This is a genomic window from Akkermansia sp. 54_46 (genome assembly GCF_001917295.1).
GTDB classification, from domain to species: Bacteria; Verrucomicrobiota; Verrucomicrobiia; order Verrucomicrobiales; family Akkermansiaceae; genus Akkermansia; species Akkermansia muciniphila.
Window position 1 is genome coordinate 54,308 of record NZ_MNUD01000021.1, and the last position, 19,247, is coordinate 73,554.

Genomic DNA, 19,247 nt, shown 5'->3' on the forward strand with positions numbered 1-19,247 from the left:
CGGTGCGGGCGCGGGAAATGCTTTCCTCCCCGTCCCCTTGTTATTTAAAGGGTATTTAAAGGGACTGGCGGTCATACAACTCCCGGTACAACGGGCAAGAGGCATAAAGCTCTGCATGGGAACCGTCCCCGACGATGCGCCCGCCCTCAAACACCAGAATGCGCGTCGCCACGCGGATGGAACTGAAACGGTGGGCCACAATAAGCGCCGTCCTTCCCTCCACCAGCCGGTCCAGTTCCTGCTGGATCAGAGCCTCGCTTTCCGCATCCAGGGACGCGGTGGCTTCATCCAGAATCAGGATGGGAGCATCCTTCAGGAAAGCGCGGGCAATCGCTACACGCTGCCGCTGGCCGCCGGACAATCCGCTGCCTCCGTCGCCAAGCATGGTTTGATAGCCGTCCGGCATGCCCATGATGAAACCGTCCGCAGCCGCGGCGCGCGCCGCGGCCACCACCTCATCATCCGTAGCGTCCTGACGTCCCAAACGGATATTTTCCATAATGGTGCCGTGGAACAGGACGGGGTGCTGGGAGACGAAGGCGATATTCTTGCGCACATCATGCAGGGAAGCGTCCCTCACATCCACGCCATCCACGCGCAGGGCTCCGGAACTAACGTCATAAAACCTGGGAAGGAGGCTGGCAAATGTCGTCTTTCCGGCGCCGCTGGGCCCTACCAGCCCCACTACTTCCCCGGGGCGGATATGCACGTTGATGCCGTCCAGCACCTTGCGGGCGCCGTCATAGGAAAAGGAAATGCCGTCATAATCCAGGCGGCCGGCGGCGCGTCCCATAGGAACGGGGTCAGCGGCCTCCGGCATGGTATCCGGTTCTTTCAGGAGGTAATTGATGCGTTCCAGGGAAGCGTAAGCGCTCTTCAAATTGGTAAGCGTCACACCCAGCCGTTTGAGAGGGTCGTAACACATGAACAGGGCGGCAGCCAAAGCAGTAAAATCAGCTTTGGTGATGCCCATTTCATGCCCCCTTACCAGCAAAACGCCCAGACCCAGCGCCGTCACCATTTCCAGCACGGGAACCAGGAAGTGCCTGTACTTCACCGTTCTGAGATTGATTTTGAAAAAACGCTGAATCAGCCCCAGGAAAAGATTTACCTGCTGTTCCTGCATTCCGTAGGAACGGATTTCACGCTGGGAGGCTAAATTTTCCTGGGCTGCGGCCGTAATATTGCCCAGTTCGTCCTGAGCCTGTTTGGACTTCTTCATCACGCGGCGGCCGAAAAAGCGGATGGGCCATATGGCCAGCGCAATCAGCCCCAGATTCATCAGGACCACTGCCGTATTCGGATCAACAAATACCTTGTACACCAGGAAGGCAAGGGCGGTCAGCAGAGTCAGGGGCTGCTTGATGATGTCATTGGCCGCTACCACCAGCCCCCCCTGCACGTTGGCGGCGTCATTAATTAGGCGGCTGATCAGGTCCCCCCGTTTCTGGCGGTCAATGAAGGAAAGGGGCAGCGTCTGCAATTTGGAAAAGGCGTCCAGCCTGATTGCCTCCAGCACTTTCATGCTGACGATGCTGATCCAGTACACGTTGAAGAACGTGCCTATGCCACGGACGGCGAAGACCAGAGGCAGCAGGGAACATACGGCCAGCAGCACCGCCAGGTGCATGTGTTCCGGGGCCACCAGCCGGGCGATCATGTCCTGAAGCTCCGGGGGAATCTGTGTATTGTCAAACACCACCGGAAATACTTTGGCAATCATCAGCGGAAAGCCGAAACCGCTGGCGGCGGCAGCCAGAGCCCCGGCAGCCAGAGCGGCGATGAACAGCTTCATCACGGGCTTCAAATACCGCGCATATTCAAAAAACTGGCTTAACATGGAGCGCCTCCTTCCTCCTCCGCAACCATCTGCTGCTTATTGTAAAGTTCCCGGTACAGGGGAGAAGAAGCCATCAGCTCCTCATGCGTGCCGTCCGCAACCACACGGCCTTTCTCCAGCACCAAAATGCGGTCCGCCATCCGGATGGTGCTGAAACGGTGGGCAATAATGAACGTCGTGCGGCCGGAAGCCAGCCTCTCAATCTCCTTCTGAATCTGCTCCTCGCTCTTCATATCCAGGGAAGCCGTGGCCTCATCCAGCACCAGGATGGGAGCGTTTTTCAAAAAGGCCCTCGCCAGGGAAACGCGCTGCCGCTGGCCGCCGGAAAGGCCCTCCCCCATTTCCCCGATCATGCGGGAATACCCTTCCCCCGTCTCATTGATAAAACTGTCCACAGCGGACATGCGGCCGGCTTCCTCCACCTCCGCGTCGGAAGCGTCTGGACGGCCGATGCGTATATTGTCCGCTACGGAGCCGCGGAACAGAACGGGATACTGGGAAACCAGCGCTATGTGGGAAAGAAGTTCCTTTTTACTCATCTCCCTCACGTCGATGCCGTCCACCTTCACGCTGCCGGAAAGGACATCATAAAAACGGCACAGCAAATTAATGAAAGTCGTCTTCCCCGCTCCGCTGGGACCGACTAGGGCCACCACCTGCCCGGACGGAATGCGGAGATCAATGTTCCTCATGACAGGAGAGTCCTGCTGGTAACCGAAGCAAACGTTGCGGAACTCCACTTCCCCCTTCCATGCCGCCGGGCTCCTTGGGTTTTCCGGTTCGGGAACGTCATCAGGAGCATTCAGCACGTGGTTGATGCGTTCCAGACCGGCATTAAGGGTTTCCGCCTTGTTATGGACGGCCCCCAGCTTTTTGACCGGCTCATAGCAAAGATACATGGCCGTAGCCAGCGCGGCAAAATCCCCCATGTTCATGCCGTTCATGTTGCCAACCAGCAGGGTGGCGGCCATGGCTATGGCGCTGACGAACTCAATCAAAGGGGTCAGCAGGCTCTGCCACCTGACCGCGCCGATGGATGCCTGGATGTAACGGCGGATCCTGTCCCTGAACAGCCTTATCTGCTGCTGTTCCAGTTCAAAGGCCCGGATATCCCGCTGGGAAGAAAAATTCTCCTGGAGCGTGGAGGAAAGGTCCCCCTGGCTGGACTGCACTACCCGGGCGCGCGCAAGCATTTTTCTGCCGATGTACCGGATGGGAATCACGCAAACGCCTACCAGGAGCATATTCGCCAGCAGAATAAGAAACTGCTCGCTGACGGAGGCCCTGTAAATCAGAAACCCTAACGCGGCCAAAAGAGTCAGGGGCTGGATAATAAGGTCATTGGCAATCTGCACCAGGCCGCCCTGGAGAAACTGGGTATCCTGCATCAGGCGGCTCAGCAGGTCTCCCTTCTGCTGCCGGTCGTGAAAAGCCAGGGACAAATCCTGATACTTTCTGTACACCTTGAGCCGCAATGTCTCCAGCACTCCCAGCCCTATTTTGGAAAGCAAATAGACATTGACAAAAGAAGACAGGCCGCGCACCACCACCACCAGCGGGAGCATGGCCGCCGTGGCCCACACCGTCACCAGGGGCAGGTTTTCCGGGCTCACATACCACAAGAGCACCCGTTCCGCCCACGGAGGCAGCGGTTTCCCGTCAAAAATCACGGGAAACATCTCCTGTAAAATCACCGGAATGCCGAAACCGCTGGAAACAGCGGCCACAATGCCTCCGACCACAGCCCACACCAGCGTACCCTTATAAGGAAGAAGATACTCGCGCCACAATGCCCTGGCGCGCTGGATGGAGGATTCCTGCCCCTCTGTTGACTGTTTCCTCATAAGTATTCCGGATGGCCGCGCCCGGGAACGGACGGCGCGCAATCGGCAGGGATCATATCATGAAGACCGTGAATGACAAGCTCCTTGCGATAAAAACTGCATGGGTAAATGCCTGGCGGGCGGACCTCCGGGCATCCCGGCTTGCCCGCCGCCCCGTAATGGTTTACCTTTCCGTCGCATGCTGAAAGCAGGATTCATCCAACCGGAAACCATTCCCGGCCACTTTCCCAAAAACCTCAGAACCATCGTGGAACTGTACCGTTCCTGCCTGGACGCAGGTGCGGAGCTCGTCCTCTGTCCGCCGCTGGCCCTCAGCGGCGTGCATACCGGTGAACTGGCTCTGCGCAGCGGCTTCCGGACCCAGCACCGGGCGGCCCTGGCCTATCTGGCACGGGAAATAGCGGACGTCCCCCTGCTGCTGGGAGCGGCGGACGCGGAAGGCATAAGATTCCACCTGTTGAGGAACGGCCTTTCCTTTCCCCGGCAGGCCGTTATCCCTCCCTCCCCGCATGGAAAAGAACGCGTTCCCGTCTTTGGCATCCGGAGAACGGAGGATGAGGCAGTTTTTTCCGTCGCCCCGTGGGGAGAAATTCCTCCGCCGCACGTTTCCGCCACATGCCTGCTGCTCCGCACGCCTGCCAATGCATGGCATGAGGGATTGCTGGAACAGGATGAAGAAAAAGCCTGCCTGACGGCGCGGGAAACAGGCCTGCCCGTATTCACGGCCCGCCTGGCCGGGGGAGAAGGTCCGTTTCTGCTGCCCGGTGCATCTTCCGTATGGTCCGGCAACGGACATCTTCTCAAACGGCTGCGTCTTTTTGAACGGGATTCCGCCGTCATTTCACCGGAAACCCCCACAGGAACGGACTCCCCCCTGCCCTCCCCGGAACAACAGCTCCGGCACGCCCTCCGCAAAGGAATGGAAGACTTCATTCTGAAAAGCGGGTACGGGGCCGTCTGCCTGAATTTGCTGGAAAATTCCGCATCCCTCCTGTTGGCGGAACTATTGAAGGAAACGTGCCCCTCTCTGGAAGTGACGGGGTTCCTCCCCTCCCTGCCCGGCATTCCGGAAGAGACACGGGAAAGAGTCCAAGCCTTCGCCGGCACGGCTGGCATTGGCGTACGGACGGTTTCTTTCCCTGCCAAAGCCGGAGGGCTGGACGAAAAAGCTGCAATCGCGTGGCTCATGCGCCAATGGGCGGAAGAAGAAGGCGCCCTGCTGCTCTCTTCTCTGACGGGGACGGATATCATGACGGCGCCCCGCTTCCTTCCAGCCGCTTTAGCCGCGGATTTCATACCGCTGGGGGATTTATACGAAACGGAACTGGCAAACCTGTTCCCCGGTTTTATTTCTCCCGCTCCGGAGGCCGCCAGGCGCGACGGGTTTCTCATCCGCCTGCACCGGGAACATGAATCCGCCACGGAACTGGTGAATCGGTTCCCGGAATCGGAAAGGGAAATCCGTCGTCTACAGCGGCAGGCCCGCGCATCCGAATGGACACGCCTGAAACTGCCGCCGCGCCTCATGCTGCGCTCCATCCCCGGAACGCAGGAAACGCCTTATATCCATCGGTTGGCAGACTGACGCGAAACCTCCCTTTTCCTCCCGTGGCATACATTGCGCTTGCTCTTGAAGAGGAAGAAGTGATTAGTAGAAGCCATGCAATTCCATGTAGCAACCATGATCGGCCGCGCCGCTTTAAGGCTGGTTGACCGGTTGGGGTCAATCGGATTGCTGCTTTATCAAGTGGCTTCATGCATGTGGTCCGGCCAATTCCGGATGCGCGTGCTTGTGGAACAAATTGCAAAAATCGGGGTGCAATCCCAGCCGGTGGTCATCATCACCGGCGCGTTCACCGGCGCGGTGCTGGAAGCCCAGACACTATTCCAGCTTCAAACGGTGAGAATGGAAACCATGGGCGGGGCCGTCGTCGCCGTGGGCATGTTCCGGGAACTGGGGCCCGTCATCACCGGGCTGATGCTTGCAGGGCGCGTCGGATCCGCCATGGCCGCGGAAATCGGCACCATGAAAGTCACGGAACAGGTGGATGCCCTTAAATCCATGAATGTGGATCCGGTAGACTACCTGGTGAAGCCGCGGATACAGGCCATGCTTATTTCCATGCCCATCCTGATGATGGAAGCCGTTCTGGTGGGCATCGCCTCCGCGTACATCGTCAGCGTCACCGCCTTTAACGTAGACCAGGCCTACTGGATGCACTTCATGAGCAAATTCGTCACCATGGGGGACATCATCGTAGCCCTGGTCAAGGCTCTTGCTTTCGGCCTCATCATTTCCACCATCTCCTGCCGGGAGGGGCTGAACACCACGAACGGCGCCGTGGGCGTAGGCAAATCCACCATGCAGGCCATGGTGTACGCTTCCGTGGCCCTGCTCATCGCCAACTTTATCCTGACCATGATCCTCAACTCGTTCTTCCCCATGGGATTCATGAGATAGCCTTTCCCCGCCGCCATGCAGCCATTCATCCGCGTCCATCAGCTCAGACAAAGCTTCGGCACCCAGGAAGTGCTGAAAGGCGTAAGCTTTGACGTGGGCAAGGGAGAACTGATGGCTTTAATAGGAGGTTCCGGAGCCGGGAAAAGCGTCATTCTGAAACATCTGGACGGCCTGATGGACCCCTTGGACGGCTATGTGGAAATAGACGGCAGGCGCATCAGCGGCGCGCCGGAAAAAATCAGAAAGCAAATCCGCAGCAACATCGGATTCATGTTCCAGCAGGGAGCCTTATTCGATTCCCTGAGCGTGGGAGAAAACGTAGCCTTCCCCCTGCGGGAGGCGGGGATCAGGGATGAAAACGAACTGGACACCCGTATCTCAGCCGCTTTGGATTCCGTAGGACTGCTGGGACAGCAGGAAAAAATGCCGGCCAGCCTCTCCGGCGGCATGATCAAGCGCGTCGCCGTGGCCAGGGCAATCATTACCACTCCGGAATGCCTGCTCTATGACGAGCCCACCGCGGGCCTGGACCCCATCGTTACGGACAGCATCAGCTTCCTCATCCGGCGGATCTGCAAGGACAAAGGCATCACCACCGTCATTGTCTCCCATGACATGCCCAGCGTGATCCGCATCGCGGACAAAATCGTCTATCTCAGAAACGGTGAGGTTTACTGGACGGGAACTCCGGAAGAACTGCTGCACTCCAAAGACGAAATCCTGCAAAAGTTCCTGTACGGGGACTCCGGGGAAAACTGGGCTGCCCTGTCCGGCAAAAATGAAAATTTCCAACGGGTTCTGCTGGAACGGGCGGAACGGGAACGCAAACAATAACCATCTTGCCACAGAGCCATGAAACAGAAACTTAAACCGGAAACATGGGTAGGCCTCTTTCTGATCGCCGGAATCCTGATGATTATCGGAGTCATCCTGGGATTCGGCAACATTAAAACATCCAAAGAGCAAACCTACCCCATCAACATCATTTTCAAAGATGCGGCGGGACTCATCAAGGACTCCCAGATCCGTCTGGGCGGCGTCACGGTGGGGAAAGTCACCAAAGCCCCTGAACTCCTGCCTTCCGGCAATGAAGTCATGCTGGAAGCCAGCATCCAGAGCGACGTGAAAATCCAGCAAGGGTCCGTCTTCCGGGTGGACATGCAGAACATCTTGGGCGACAAATACATCGATATCGTCCCTCCGGCCCAGCCCACGCATGAATACATCCCTCCCCATGCCACCATCATCGGCCAGCCGGAAAGCGATTTCAGCAAAATCAAAAACAATGCCGTGGGCGCCACAGAAGAAATCCTGAAAATCCTCAAGCAAATCGAAAAAAATTCGGATAACATTGACGTCGCTATCCTCAACATCGGAGAGGCGGCCAAAGGGCTGGCCCAGACGACCAGGCTGATCAACGAGGGCGTCCTGAATCAGGAAAACCTCAAGCACCTCGGCAGCGTATTGTCACAAATAAACCGGGCAGGAGAACAACTTCCCGGTCTCATGGAAGAAACACGTTCCTCGGTCGCAGCCATGAAAGACACCGTCCGGGATGCCCACAAACTCATTGCCGGAGCTGAAGAAAAACTCAACACTCTGGACCCCGCCGTCAAGGCAATCCCCCCTACGCTGGCCTCTCTGAGGAAAGCATCTGAACAAATCTCCTCCTTCACGGCTGATGCACGTAAAAACCAGGGCTTTCTTGGGCTGCTTATGTACGATGCTCGCTTCCGGGCCAACGCTCAGGAATTCATCCGTAATCTGAGGGATTACGGCATTCTGAGGTACCGGAATCCTAACGAACCCCAAGTCAAACCGGATCCCCGCGGCGGTTTTTCAGGAAGCCGCCGCTGAGAGACCGCACAATTCCGGGTGAAGCCGCTTTACACACTTGCCAATAGTGGGAAGCGTGCTAAATAATTTCCAATGTGAGAGGCGAAAACATGTAAGTCGACATGTTTTTCAACAGGAACCAACCCTTAATACTCTAATCAACCATGCAAGACAACCAAACCGAACTTGAAACGACCGCAGCAGCAAACGACACTTCCTGCTCCTGCCCTTCCGCCCGCGAGCTTGCCGTCACCAGATTTCAACAGGCCAGGGCCTTCGCCGCAGCTAAAGTAAACCAAATCCGCAAGGCGGCTACGGAACAGGCCAGCACCATCTGCGACTACGCCCAGGAAAAGGGAGAAGTCATCCGTGACAAGGCCAAGAAGTTCCACGAAGCAGGCGAAGAATACGTGAAGGAAAAGCCCACCCAGTCCGTGCTGATTGCCATGGGCGTGGGCCTTCTCATCGGTCTGCTTATCCGCCGTCGTTAACCCTCTCCCTTCATTCCGCGCCATGCGTGCCATGCGCATGGCGTCCTCCCTCCCCCTTTCAAACCGAACCATGGGACTGATCGACAAACTCAAGCGAACCTTCGTCACCCCCCTTGTGGAGGAAAAGGAAGAAGGGATGGCCATGGTCCGGTCCCTCCGGGAAACCGGGACGGCAGCCCTGGCCCATGCGGAAGCCCTGGCCGCACTGCTCAAACTGGAACTGAAGGAAGCGTCCAACAGGCTGGGCAAAAAAACGGCCTTTCTCCTGATGGGCGTCTTCATGGCCTTCTTCGGCTATCTATTTCTGTGGTGCCTTCTGACTGTGGTCATGGCGTATTTCTGGGGAATTATCGCCGGGCTTGCCGTAACCACGGGCTTTCATCTCCTGGCCGCCGCAGCCGGGTTCATCCTTTTCAGCCGAACCCATGTAACGCCTATCGCTCCGGCGACGGCGGAAGAACTTAAAACGGATTTATCATGTCTGCAAATGGCTCTCAAGAAAAGCTCGCACTCCTGATGCGGGTAGCTTCCTCCCGGCTGGACATCGTCAATGAGGCGGACAGCCTGGTGCAAAAGACGCATCAGCAGGCCGACCACTTCCGTAAATTGAAAAAAAAGGCCATGTCCCTGCCTGTAATCGGCTCTATTGTCGGAACGGTGGCAGGAGTTCTTCTCATCCGCATGTTTGCGGGGAAAAAAAGCAATCCGGCCCCTCCCCCGCAGCCGCGCACTTCCGGAAGCTGGGTTAATTCCTCCATCTTCCGTTTCATCGTTGAAATTCTGATTACCCTGGCTTTCCCTTCCCTGAAAAAAATGGGGATCGGCCTGGCCGGCAAAAAATTCCTCAATCTGTTCAAATAACAGGCTTTTCAGGCCAATACAGCGGTTTTCTGCCGCTTCTTGAAAAAGGTTCGGGAACCCAGCAGCCGTAAAAAAATGGGGATGTTCCTGCGGCGTTAAATGACGAGCCGCCCCATATCCTTCCTGCCTTCCAGGGAACAATAAATCATGCCTGGCGTAAAAAGCCGGCCTACCGCGCCAATCCCCTGTTCCATCATCCTCTCCTTCCCCGGAAACAAACGTCCGCAGATCTTCCGCAAAACTTCCCCTCTCGAAATTCCTCACCCGTCGCGGAACAGGGCAAAGTCGCTTTCATGGAAATCGGTTCCCAGACATTTTTTGCTGGTCAAAAAAGCTCTGTTTTCGTTAGTATGTAGCTTCATCAGTTTGCTGCATTCACAACATGAGCGAATACATTTTGCCCCACGTCGACGGATATCTTAAACTTGGACAGGATTACGACTGTTCCGATATCCACCTTGCCGTCAACAGCCGTCCCACCTGGCGCCGGTTCGGCCAGCTTCTCCCCATCTGGGAGGAAGCGCCCAATCTCACGCCCCAGGACACGGAAGTGCTGGCGAGGGGCTTTCTGGAAGACCCGGAATGGAACCGCCTTCAGCAACGGGGGGACGTGGACTTCGCCTACGCCAATGACTTTGGCCGTTACCGCGCATCCGTGGTTAAACAGCGCCTGGGTTATGACATCTGCTTCCGCATCATCAACACGCGGGTGCGCACCATGGAGGAAATAGGCCTGCCGACGGAATACGTGGTGCCCCTCACCCGCTACACCAACGGTCTCATTCTAGTCACGGGTTCCGTAGGTTCCGGTAAATCCACCACGCTGGCCTCCATCGTGGACTTCATCAACCAGGACCGCCACGACCACATCATCACGCTTGAAGACCCCATCGAATACCTGATTCCCTCCAAAAACTGCCACGTCAACCAGCGTGAAGTGCATAAACACACGGAATCTTTCGCCCGCGCCCTCCGCGGCGCCCTCCGTGAAGACCCAGACGTTATCATGGTGGGTGAAATGCGCGACCTGGAAACCATCTCCCTGGCGCTCACGGCCGCAGAAACCGGCCACCTGGTGCTCGGCACCCTTCATACGGGCTCTGCAGCCCGTACGGTGGACCGCGTGCTGGACGTCTTCCCGGTGGAGCAACGCGACCAGATCCGCATCATGGTCAGCGAATCCCTGCGCGGCATCATCTCCCAGCAGCTGGTTCCCAGAGCAGACGGCAACGGCCGCGCTCTGGCCATTGAAATGCTGGTTAATACGCCCGCCATCGCCAACTGCATCCGTGAAGGCAAGACATTCATGATTCCCGGCTGCATCCAGACAGGGAAAGCCCAGGGCATGATCCTGATGGACGACTCGCTCCGGGCCCTGCACCAGGCAGGCCTCATCACCACGGAAGACTGCATCTTCCGCGCGGAAGACAAAACCATCATGAAATCCTTCCTGGGAATCAAGTAACCTTTAATTTTGAAACACTCCTGTTATGGCTGTCATCGACCAATACTTCAAATATCTCGTAGAAGCGGGCGGTTCCGACCTTCACCTCAGCGAAGGCCAGCCTCCTAAAATCCGCGTCAACGGGACCATCTCCGCCATCTCCGACGAAAACCTGGAAGGCCAGGCATTCAAAAACCTCCTTGCGGAAATATGTGATCCCCAGGCCTTCCAGAAATATCTGGAAGAAGGGGACCTGGACTTTGCCTATGAAATGGATGAAACATCCCGTTTCCGCTGCAACTATTTCAAGCAGCAGCACGGCCTGGGGGCAGTTTTCCGTCTCATTCCCACCAAAATAGCCACGCTGGAAGAACTGGGCGTGCCTACGGTCGTCAAGGAATTCGCCCACATGAGATCCGGCCTTGTGCTGGTCACGGGCCCCACCGGTTCCGGTAAATCCACCACGCTGGCCGCCATCATCGACTACATCAACAGCAACCAGGCGCGGCACATCATCACCGTGGAGGAACCTATCGAATTCGTCCATCCCAATAAAAAATCCATCGTCACCCAAAGAGAAGTGCCTCTCCAGACGCCTTCCTTCGCAGACGGCCTCCGGGCCTCCCTTCGTGAAGACTCCGACATCGTGCTGGTGGGTGAAATGCGCGACCTGGAAACCATCTCCCTGGCGCTCACGGCGGCTGAAACCGGCCTTCTGGTATTCGGCACCCTGCACACGAACAACGCCAGCAAAACCATTGACCGTATCATTGACGTATTCCCATCTGACCAGCAATCCCAGGTACGCACCATGCTTGCGGGCTCCCTCCGCGGCGTCGTAGCGCAGCTCCTGATGAAGCGCAGCGACAAACCGGGCCGCGTGGCCGTCAATGAAATCCTCTTTGCCACGCCGGCCGTGGCTGCCATCATCCGTGAAGGCGCCACGCAGAAAATTCCTGACGTCATTGTCGGCGGCAAGGCCATGGGCATGCAATTCATGGATGACGCCATCTGGCAGAAACTCCAGCAGGGCATCGTCTCCCCGGAAGAAGCCTACATGAAGTGTATTGAAAAGAAGAGATTCCGCAACTTCCTTCCTCCGGAATCCGCCCGCCTGGCAGACTCCGGCGGCGGAAACTAAACTCTTTGCCCTTTTTCTCCCGCCATGTCCCCCACTGGAAAATTCACGCTCAAGCTTGTGATTTATGGAGCATTCCTGCTCTATCTGGTGGGGGACTTGTTTGTCTGGCACGGCTTTCTGGCCGGCAGAATGGACGCATACCTGAAACCGATGCCGGGGCCGCCAGGAGACAGCTCCGCCCGGATAGCGGAAGTATATGGAGAACCCGTCACCGCCAACCAGCTTTCCCGAAGGATTACGGAACTGAAAATACTGCGCCAGCCTCCCGTGCTGGACATGGACGGAGGGATCAAACTTACTCATGAACTGGACATCCCCGGCGACCTGTCTCCTCGGGCCAGGTATGACCTGATCAGCTCCTCCCTTCTGCGCCTGAAAACCAGCGTCAATGATCTCCAGCTGCCCAACCGCAATGCGGAAGCGGCCCGCGCCGCGGAACAAATCCGGTCCCGTTTTGACGGAAACACGGAACAATACCTGAAAACCCTGCACGACCAGAAACTGACGCAGGAACAATTTCAAAAAAAAATAGCGGCCAGGCTCAAACAGACGGAACAGCTCTACCGGGCAACCGCCCAGGCGGCGGAACCGTCCGGCGAAGACCTGAAAACCTACTACAATCTAATCCGGGATCAACTCGCTTCTCCTGACCTGCGGAAAACCAGGCATATTTTCCTGGCTACCTTGAACAGGGAAGAAGCCCAGGTCCGGCAAACCGCGGAAACGCTGCTGGAGCGGCTGAAGGCAGGGGAATCCTTCTCCCGGCTCGCCAGGGAATTCAGTGAAGACGAACGTTCCGCTCCCGCAGGCGGGGAACTCGGCTGGATAAGCCCCGCCCGCGCCAAGGAAACCCTGGGTCTGGCGTTGGCAGACGTTCCGGACAACAGGCCGGTACTTCTCAAAAGCCGGTGGGGGTGGCACCTTGTGGAAGCATCCCCTGTCAAAAAAGGAAAAACGCCATCCTATGAAGAAGCTCTTCCGGCCCTGAGGGATGCAGCCCGGAGCCTCAGAAAAGCTCAAGCCGTGGGATTGTACATGGACGGCCTTTTTGAAGATGCCCATCTCAGAAACCGCATTAAAAACAAGCAGGGCCGCTGACGCTCCAATTCCGGCAAACGGGCCTTCGCAAAAATCGGAAACATCAGGCCCGGCTGCCTTTACACCTGAACATTCCCGCAGGCCCTCCGGCTTCCGAACCGGGGCGTTCCTCCTTTCCCGTAAAAGCCGGGCGTTCCCGGAAATAGCCATCTTCCCTGCGGCCGGCTTCCGGCAGGCAGGAAACACCCGCACGAAATGAGGAAAGGCGGCATCTTCCTTCTTATTTGCCTTTCCTGACGAATTCCGCTTGCTTTCAAACGCGGGATGAACTAAATTCTTTCCGGTATTTCCCACGGGGTATTAGCTCAGTTGGTAGAGCGTCTCGTTCGCAATGAGAAGGTCAGGGGTTCGAATCCCCTATACTCCACCATCCATCTCTCTTTCCCGCCACTGTTTTTTATTCGGGAACAACGGGTAGCCCTATGAATGGTAACTTATTTAAAATTGTACTGGTTTCAGTCGTTGCCATTCTTCTGGCCATCATAGGCGGCATCATGTCGGCGGACGGTGATCCCCTTTCCATAGTTCTGGCTGTTTCCCCCTTTATCCTGGCCGCCTTATTCCTGATGAAGGGAAAAGTGTGGTATCTGTGGATACTGATACCCATTCTTTTCCTCCCCATCCCCTCCTTAAGGGATTACGCTCCCCTCCTTGCTTACGGAATAACCCTTCCTTGTTACTTGTGGAACGCCATGCTCAGGCGTTCAAGCTTGACGTGGAATTCCGCCCCCCTTCTGGACGCTGTCGTCCTCGTGCTGTTCATGCATGTGGGCTACATCTTCCTGAGCCACCCTTTCGCTCTGGGGCTGGATGTGCTGGAAGACTACTACGGAGGCAAGGGATACATCCTTTTCCTCCAGGCCCTCCTGGCCTATCTCTGCCTGTCCTCGTTAAAAACGACCAGCCATGAACTGGGCAAGGTGCTTCAATGGGCTGTTTTCCTGACCATCGTTTTTACTCTTATCCTAACCGCCCGGAGCCTCCTTTCTCCGGATAGCGCCGGGGCGGATCTTGCCGCGAGCGCGGGCTCCGCAGGCACACTCTCCGAAAACTCCCGGAACTCTTCCTTCCTCAGAATTTCTATCTTGGTGATGCAGCTGCTCATCATCAACTACTCCGTGTGGCAGATGATCAAGCGTCCCTGGTGGGGGGCGTTGCTTCTTCTTGGAACCGTTGGCATCCTGTTAAGCGGATTTCGCTCCGCCATGGCCCAGGTTCTGTTCCTGTTCTTCACCATATCCCTAATTTACAGAAGATGGTTCTTCTGCCTTCTGGCTCCCGTCCTCGGAGTGCTATTGCTCTTGCTGCTCTCCTCTGCGGGCATGCTCCATTCTCTGCCTTTCGGCATCCAGCGCACCCTCTCAGCCGTTCCTTTCCTGGACGTCAGCGCGCAAGCCAAGGCAAACGCCGAAGACTCCATCAACTGGCGCTTTGAAATGTGGAGCTGGGCTCTGGATGACCGTGAACACTTTATTCAGGACAAAATATTCGGAGACGGCTTTTCACGGGATATCAGCATCGTGAAAGCCAATGTGTATGAAGAAGCCTACAACCTGAGCAAAGACCAAAGCGCCTTTGCGTGGAACGGCCAATGGCACAGCGGCCCCATTTCCACGATTCAAATGCTCGGCTACATAGGGATTTCCCTGTACCTTATCCTGTCCGTCGTTGGCATGACCTACGCATGGATCGTCAGTAGAATTTACCGCAACCATCAATACAAGCTCGGCATCCTGTATGTTTCCGCCGTCTATTTCACCAAACCAATCTTCTTTTTCCTGATCTTTGGGGAAAGCATCACCATTGCGATGGACATCATATCCCTGGCCATCATCAAAGTACTCTACTCCTGCGCCAAGAGGGAGGGCCTCTATGTATCCCTTCATGTCCGCAAGGAATACATGCCGCTCATGATCCGGAAAACGCAGGAAAAACGGCAAGCCGCCGCAACGGCATCCATTTCCGGCTGACTGTTCCTTCCCGGGAAAAACAGGCGGCCCCTATGCTTGAGGCTGGACTAATTCAAAGGGAGTTGCTACCTTTCGGGGCGGTTCCTTTTCCCATGGCAGCAGATACTTCCCATCATATCATCGGCCTCATTCCGTCACGCTGGGGTTCCTCCAGATTTCCGGGCAAGCCCCTTCATCCCATTGCAGGAAAACCTCTTGTCCAGCACGTATGGGAACGCGTCTGCCGCTGTTCCCGCCTGGACGCCATCGCCATCGCCACGGACGACCAGCGCATTTTTGACGCCGCCGTATCCTTTGGAGCCAGGGCCATCATGACCTCTCCGGACCATCCCAGCGGCAGTGACCGCCTGGCGGAAGCGGTACGTTCCTTCCCTGCCGCCACCCATGTCGTCAATATTCAGGGGGACGAACCTCTCATTGACCCGGCCCTGATTGACAGGCTGGCGGAAGCCCTGGTCTCGGACGAAGCCCTCTCCATGGCCACCGTCGCCTGCCCTATCAGCGCCCGGGAGGATCTGGACAACCCGAACATTGTCAAAGTGGCCCTTGCCCGTAACGGAGACGCCCTGTACTTCTCCCGTTCCGTCATTCCCTATGCCCGCCACACCCGCGTAGCGCCGCCTTTGCGCCATCTGGGTATTTACGCCTACCGCCGCGACTTTCTTGAAAACTATGTGCGCTGGGCTCCGACTCCCCTGGAACAGACGGAATCCCTGGAACAACTGCGCGCACTGGAAAACGGGGCCAGAATCAGGGTCATCCTGACGGACCACGTCAGTGTGGGCGTGGATACGCCGGAACAGGCGGAACAGGTGGAACAAATCTTATTAAACATACACTAGGAAGCAAATCATGAAATATATCTTCGTCACAGGCGGTGTTGTCTCCTCTCTCGGCAAAGGACTGGCGGCGGCATCCATCGGCACGCTGCTGGAACGCTGCGGACTCAAGGTAACCCTTCAAAAATTCGACCCCTACCTGAATGTGGACCCCGGAACGATGAGCCCGTTCCAGCACGGGGAAGTGTACGTCTTGAACGACGGAGCGGAAACGGACCTGGACCTGGGCCATTACGAACGCTTCGTCCATTGCAGCCTCTCCCGGCTAAACAACCTCACTTCCGGACAGGTCTTTGAAAGCGTGCTGCGGAAGGAACGCCGGGGAGACTATCTGGGAAAAACGGTTCAATACATTCCGCATGTCACGGATGAAATCAAAAACCGCCTCTATGAAGTCACGGAAAAATCAGACGTGGACATCATCATCACGGAAATCGGCGGCACGGTCGGGGACATGGAAGGCCACATTTTCCTGGAAGCCCTGCGCCAATTCGCCCTGGAAGTGGGCCGTGACAACGTCTGCTTCATTCACGTCACCCTGCTCCCCTATATCAAGGCCGCCGGGGAAATGAAAACGAAGCCCACCCAGCAATCCGTCGCCAAGCTCCGGGAAATCGGCATCCAGCCGGACGTGATCATCTGCCGGACGGAATACGACATGAGTGAAGACGAACGCCGCAAAATCGCCATGTTCTGCAACGTGGAAGCCAAAAACGTCATTGCCTTCCGCGACGTCAAAAACACCATCTACGAATGCCCCCTGGATCTCAGCCAGGATAAAATAGACCGCATTGTCACCAGGCGCCTGGGACTGGACGTTCCGGCGCCCAATCTGGCGGACTGGCAGCGTTACGTCGGCAGGGTCATCAGCCCCAGCCACTCCATCAGGATTGCCGTAGTAGGTAAATACATCGCTCTCCAGGACGCCTACAAATCCATCTATGAATCCTTCACTCACGCCGGTGCGGAAAATGACGCCCGCGTGGAAATTCTCCGGATAGACGCGGAAGAAATTGAGGAAAAGGGCGCGGAGGCCATGATTGGCTCCGTGGACGGCATTCTGGTGCCGGGCGGCTTTGGAGACCGCGGCATTGAAGGAAAAATCCAGACGGTGGAATACGCGCGCACCAAAGGAATCCCGTTCCTGGGCATTTGCCTGGGCATGCAGGTGGCCGTCATTGAGTACGCACGCCACATCTGCGGCATGGATGACGCCAACTCCACGGAATTCGACCAGAAAACCACCCACCCAGTCATCAGCCTCCAGGAAGAACAAAAAGGCATCCAAGCCATGGGAGCCACCATGCGCCTGGGCGCCTACAAGGCCCTGATCCGGCCCGGAACGCTGGCGCACAAGCTTTACGGCAAGGACAGCGTCACGGAACGCCACCGCCACCGGTACGAATTCAACCCGGCCTACCGCGACGAACTGGAAAACGCAGGGCTGGTCATCAGCGCCGTCAATGACGAACACGGACTGGTGGAAGTCGTGGAACTTCCCGAACATCCCTTCTTCATCGCCTGCCAGTACCATCCGGAATTCCAGTCCGCTCCCAACCGGGCCCACCCGCTCTTTTCCGGTCTGGTTTCAGCCGCGCTGGAACACAAGAGCCACTCTTGATCCCTTCATCAAGCCCGGGGCCTTTTCCGGAATTTCCATTCCGGAAAAGGCCTTCTCTTTCCAGGCATGCTCACGGACCTTTTCGTCATCGTCATCTACTTTCTGGCTATCTTCTGCATAGGCATCTATGCGGGACGAAGGCAAAACTCCCTGACAGACTATGCCCTGGGCAACCGTTCCCTGCCCTGGTGGGCTATTCTGGCCTCTATCCTGGCGGCGGAAATCAGCGCGGCCACCTTCCTGGGAGCTCCCGGGGAAGGATACCATACCCGCAACTTCACGTACGCCCAGCTCTGCATCGGCACCATCCTGGGCCGCATCATCGTCGGCAGGCTCTTTCTCAAGCCCTACTATGACTACAAGGTCGTTTCCATCTATGAATACCTGGAAAAAAGATTCGGGCTCCTGACGCGGCGGACGGCCTCCATGGTCTTTCTGGTCAGCCGGGTGCTCGCCAGCGGAACCAGGCTCTACTTCGCGGGCATTCTGCTGGTCATTGCCTACCAGTTCCTGACAGGCGCCACGGCGGACGCCAGCCAGATTGTCCTGCTCTACATTGCCGCCCTGGTTGCCATCTCCGTCGCCACGACCATTTACACCGCGATCGGCGGATTGAAAGCCGTCGTCTGGACGGACGTCCTCCAGGCCGTCGTTCTGGGAGTCTCCATGCTTTCCGCCCTGTGGGTACTGTTCTCCCATATCCCCGGAGGGTGGAGCTCCATCTCCGCCGCCATGAATGGTGGAGACGATTGGAAATTCTTCTCCTGGGGAACCGGAGAAGGCCTGGACTTCCTCCAACAATGCGCTCGCGTGCTGAGCCAGGAATACACGGTGTGGGCAGCCTTCCTGGGAGCAACCTTCATCACCATGGCCACGCACGGCACGGACCAGGACATGGTGCAGCGCATGCTGGCGGCAAAAAACAGCAAGGCGGGAACGCGTGCAGTCATCGTATCCGGCTTGCTGGACTTCCCCATCGTCATCATTTTCCTCTTCACGGGCATTCTTCTCTATGTCTTCTACCAATACAACCCGGCAAACCTCCCCGCAGACACGCCGCAGCTGCATGTGTTTCCCTACTTCATCATCCATGAACTTCCCAACGGCATCCGCGGACTGCTGATCGCCGGACTGCTGGCGACGGCCATGGGCTCCCTCTCCACGGCTCTAAACTCCCTGGCGACTACCGCCACCAGGGACTGGTACCAGGGGATATTCAAACCGGAAGCCTCGGAACGGCAGCTGCTCCGGTGCGTGCGCTGGGGAACGGCCGGTTTCTCCCTGCTGCTCATCCTCGTGGGTTCCATCACAGCGTGGTATGTGGTGCATCACCCGGAAGTCCGCATCATCCAAATAGCCCTGGGCATTTTCGGCTACACCTATGGCTCCCTGCTTGGCATCTTCCTGTTGGGAATGCTGACCCGCACCAGAGGCAGCGACTCAGGAAACGTCATTGCCATGGCGGCAGGATTCTTTGTCATCGCTTTACTGACGGAACTCATCCCCCTGCCCTCCGGCTGGCAACAATATGTTCCGGAAATAGCATTTCCGTGGCGCGTTACCATCGGAACTCTGGTTACTTTTACCGTCGGATTCTGTTTCAGAAAGCGCCGCCTTCCCATGCGCTGAACGGTGAACGCCGTTACCCGGCCACGTCCATGTTCCGCATTCCCCTTCAAACCTCCCGTCAATGGGAGTAAAGGTGCAAGCGAAAAATAGGGGATTAAGGGATAAAAATCCCTGAGGGAGGGCGCTCCCTGTCCAACGGGTGCGCCGGAACTCCTTCTACCGGACGCAAAAG

The 19,247-nt window shown here is 56.9% G+C and carries 16 protein-coding genes and 1 tRNA gene; 15 read left to right on the forward strand and 2 right to left on the reverse strand.

All coding sequences use genetic code 11. The features are described 5' to 3' along the window. Positions 1-55: 55 nt before the first annotated feature. Both BHW66_RS03165 and BHW66_RS03170 read right to left on the reverse strand, forming a co-directional pair. Complete coding sequence (locus BHW66_RS03165) at positions 56-1,840, reverse strand: ABC transporter ATP-binding protein (RefSeq protein ID WP_046435926.1); 1,785 nt, start codon at positions 1,838-1,840, stop codon at positions 56-58. Then, on the reverse strand, positions 1,834-3,684 hold the full coding sequence (locus BHW66_RS03170; RefSeq protein ID WP_102758772.1) for an ABC transporter ATP-binding protein: 1,851 nt from the start codon (positions 3,682-3,684) through the stop codon (positions 1,834-1,836). Before BHW66_RS03170 ends, BHW66_RS03165 begins: the two co-directional genes overlap by 7 nt. Positions 3,685-3,862: 178 nt before the next feature. On the opposite strand from BHW66_RS03170, the gene BHW66_RS03175 reads away from it, so the two are divergent. The 15 genes from BHW66_RS03175 (at position 3,863) to BHW66_RS03245 (ending at position 19,075) form a co-directional block, all read left to right on the forward strand. After that, complete coding sequence (locus BHW66_RS03175; RefSeq protein ID WP_046435924.1) at positions 3,863-5,269, forward strand: hypothetical protein; 1,407 nt, start codon at positions 3,863-3,865, stop codon at positions 5,267-5,269. Positions 5,270-5,344: 75 nt separating this feature from the next. Continuing rightward, complete coding sequence (locus tag BHW66_RS03180) at positions 5,345-6,145, forward strand: ABC transporter permease (protein ID WP_012419218.1); 801 nt, start codon at positions 5,345-5,347, stop codon at positions 6,143-6,145. 15 nt (positions 6,146-6,160) lie between these two features. Continuing rightward, positions 6,161-6,979 (forward strand): ATP-binding cassette domain-containing protein, encoded by an 819-nt coding sequence (locus BHW66_RS03185; protein WP_286688900.1) that lies wholly within the window; start codon positions 6,161-6,163, stop codon positions 6,977-6,979. An 18-nt stretch (positions 6,980-6,997) separates the two neighbouring features. Continuing rightward, complete coding sequence (locus BHW66_RS03190; protein WP_102758770.1) at positions 6,998-8,002, forward strand: MlaD family protein; 1,005 nt, start codon at positions 6,998-7,000, stop codon at positions 8,000-8,002. A 143-nt stretch (positions 8,003-8,145) separates the two neighbouring features. After that, entirely contained in the window at positions 8,146-8,472 is a 327-nt protein-coding gene (locus BHW66_RS03195; protein ID WP_012419221.1) for a DUF883 C-terminal domain-containing protein, read from the forward strand. Between the two features lie 70 nt (positions 8,473-8,542). Continuing rightward, entirely contained in the window at positions 8,543-8,989 is a 447-nt protein-coding gene (locus tag BHW66_RS03200) for a phage holin family protein (RefSeq protein ID WP_205576084.1), read from the forward strand. Next, positions 8,989-9,333, forward strand: coding sequence for a hypothetical protein (locus BHW66_RS03205; RefSeq protein WP_022198706.1), 345 nt, complete (start codon positions 8,989-8,991; stop codon positions 9,331-9,333). Before BHW66_RS03200 ends, BHW66_RS03205 begins: the two co-directional genes overlap by 1 nt. A gap of 382 nt (positions 9,334-9,715) precedes the next feature. Next, positions 9,716-10,798 (forward strand): type IV pilus twitching motility protein PilT, encoded by a 1,083-nt coding sequence (locus BHW66_RS03210; RefSeq protein ID WP_012419224.1) that lies wholly within the window; start codon positions 9,716-9,718, stop codon positions 10,796-10,798. A gap of 25 nt (positions 10,799-10,823) precedes the next feature. After that, positions 10,824-11,918: a type IV pilus twitching motility protein PilT gene (locus BHW66_RS03215; RefSeq protein WP_022198708.1), complete on the forward strand. Its 1,095-nt coding sequence runs from the start codon at positions 10,824-10,826 to the stop codon at positions 11,916-11,918. Positions 11,919-11,942: 24 nt separating this feature from the next. After that, positions 11,943-13,016, forward strand: coding sequence for a peptidylprolyl isomerase (locus tag BHW66_RS03220; RefSeq protein ID WP_022198709.1), 1,074 nt, complete (start codon positions 11,943-11,945; stop codon positions 13,014-13,016). Positions 13,017-13,310: 294 nt separating this feature from the next. Then, positions 13,311-13,386, forward strand: a tRNA-Ala gene (locus BHW66_RS03225). 52 nt (positions 13,387-13,438) lie between these two features. Beyond that, complete coding sequence (locus BHW66_RS03230) at positions 13,439-14,986, forward strand: O-antigen ligase family protein (protein WP_286688901.1); 1,548 nt, start codon at positions 13,439-13,441, stop codon at positions 14,984-14,986. Positions 14,987-15,078: 92 nt separating this feature from the next. Then, complete coding sequence (gene kdsB, locus BHW66_RS03235) at positions 15,079-15,828, forward strand: 3-deoxy-manno-octulosonate cytidylyltransferase (protein ID WP_286688902.1); 750 nt, start codon at positions 15,079-15,081, stop codon at positions 15,826-15,828. 10 nt (positions 15,829-15,838) lie between these two features. Continuing rightward, on the forward strand, positions 15,839-17,446 hold the full coding sequence (locus BHW66_RS03240; protein WP_022198712.1) for a CTP synthase: 1,608 nt from the start codon (positions 15,839-15,841) through the stop codon (positions 17,444-17,446). A gap of 66 nt (positions 17,447-17,512) precedes the next feature. Then, complete coding sequence (locus BHW66_RS03245) at positions 17,513-19,075, forward strand: sodium:solute symporter (protein ID WP_286688903.1); 1,563 nt, start codon at positions 17,513-17,515, stop codon at positions 19,073-19,075. The last annotated feature ends 172 nt before the right edge of the window (positions 19,076-19,247 follow it).

What these genes read in the sequence shown, in the direction of transcription:
- kdsB (WP_286688902.1), top strand. Translation starts at nt 15,079, where the DNA reads ATGGCAGCAGATACTTCCCATCATATCATCGGCCTCATTCCGTCACGC.
- BHW66_RS03215 (WP_022198708.1), top strand. Translation starts at nt 10,824, where the DNA reads ATGGCTGTCATCGACCAATACTTCAAATATCTCGTAGAAGCGGGCGGT.
- BHW66_RS03245 (WP_286688903.1), top strand. Translation starts at nt 17,513, where the DNA reads ATGCTCACGGACCTTTTCGTCATCGTCATCTACTTTCTGGCTATCTTC.
- BHW66_RS03180 (WP_012419218.1), top strand. Translation starts at nt 5,345, where the DNA reads ATGCAATTCCATGTAGCAACCATGATCGGCCGCGCCGCTTTAAGGCTG.
- BHW66_RS03190 (WP_102758770.1), top strand. Translation starts at nt 6,998, where the DNA reads ATGAAACAGAAACTTAAACCGGAAACATGGGTAGGCCTCTTTCTGATC.
- BHW66_RS03195 (WP_012419221.1), top strand. Translation starts at nt 8,146, where the DNA reads ATGCAAGACAACCAAACCGAACTTGAAACGACCGCAGCAGCAAACGAC.
- BHW66_RS03170 (WP_102758772.1), bottom strand. Translation starts at nt 3,684, where the DNA reads ATGAGGAAACAGTCAACAGAGGGGCAGGAATCCTCCATCCAGCGCGCC.
- BHW66_RS03240 (WP_022198712.1), top strand. Translation starts at nt 15,839, where the DNA reads ATGAAATATATCTTCGTCACAGGCGGTGTTGTCTCCTCTCTCGGCAAA.
- BHW66_RS03175 (WP_046435924.1), top strand. Translation starts at nt 3,863, where the DNA reads ATGCTGAAAGCAGGATTCATCCAACCGGAAACCATTCCCGGCCACTTT.
- BHW66_RS03165 (WP_046435926.1), bottom strand. Translation starts at nt 1,840, where the DNA reads ATGTTAAGCCAGTTTTTTGAATATGCGCGGTATTTGAAGCCCGTGATG.
- BHW66_RS03205 (WP_022198706.1), top strand. Translation starts at nt 8,989, where the DNA reads ATGCGGGTAGCTTCCTCCCGGCTGGACATCGTCAATGAGGCGGACAGC.
- BHW66_RS03200 (WP_205576084.1), top strand. Translation starts at nt 8,543, where the DNA reads ATGGGACTGATCGACAAACTCAAGCGAACCTTCGTCACCCCCCTTGTG.
- BHW66_RS03220 (WP_022198709.1), top strand. Translation starts at nt 11,943, where the DNA reads ATGTCCCCCACTGGAAAATTCACGCTCAAGCTTGTGATTTATGGAGCA.
- BHW66_RS03230 (WP_286688901.1), top strand. Translation starts at nt 13,439, where the DNA reads ATGAATGGTAACTTATTTAAAATTGTACTGGTTTCAGTCGTTGCCATT.
- BHW66_RS03185 (WP_286688900.1), top strand. Translation starts at nt 6,161, where the DNA reads ATGCAGCCATTCATCCGCGTCCATCAGCTCAGACAAAGCTTCGGCACC.
- BHW66_RS03210 (WP_012419224.1), top strand. Translation starts at nt 9,716, where the DNA reads ATGAGCGAATACATTTTGCCCCACGTCGACGGATATCTTAAACTTGGA.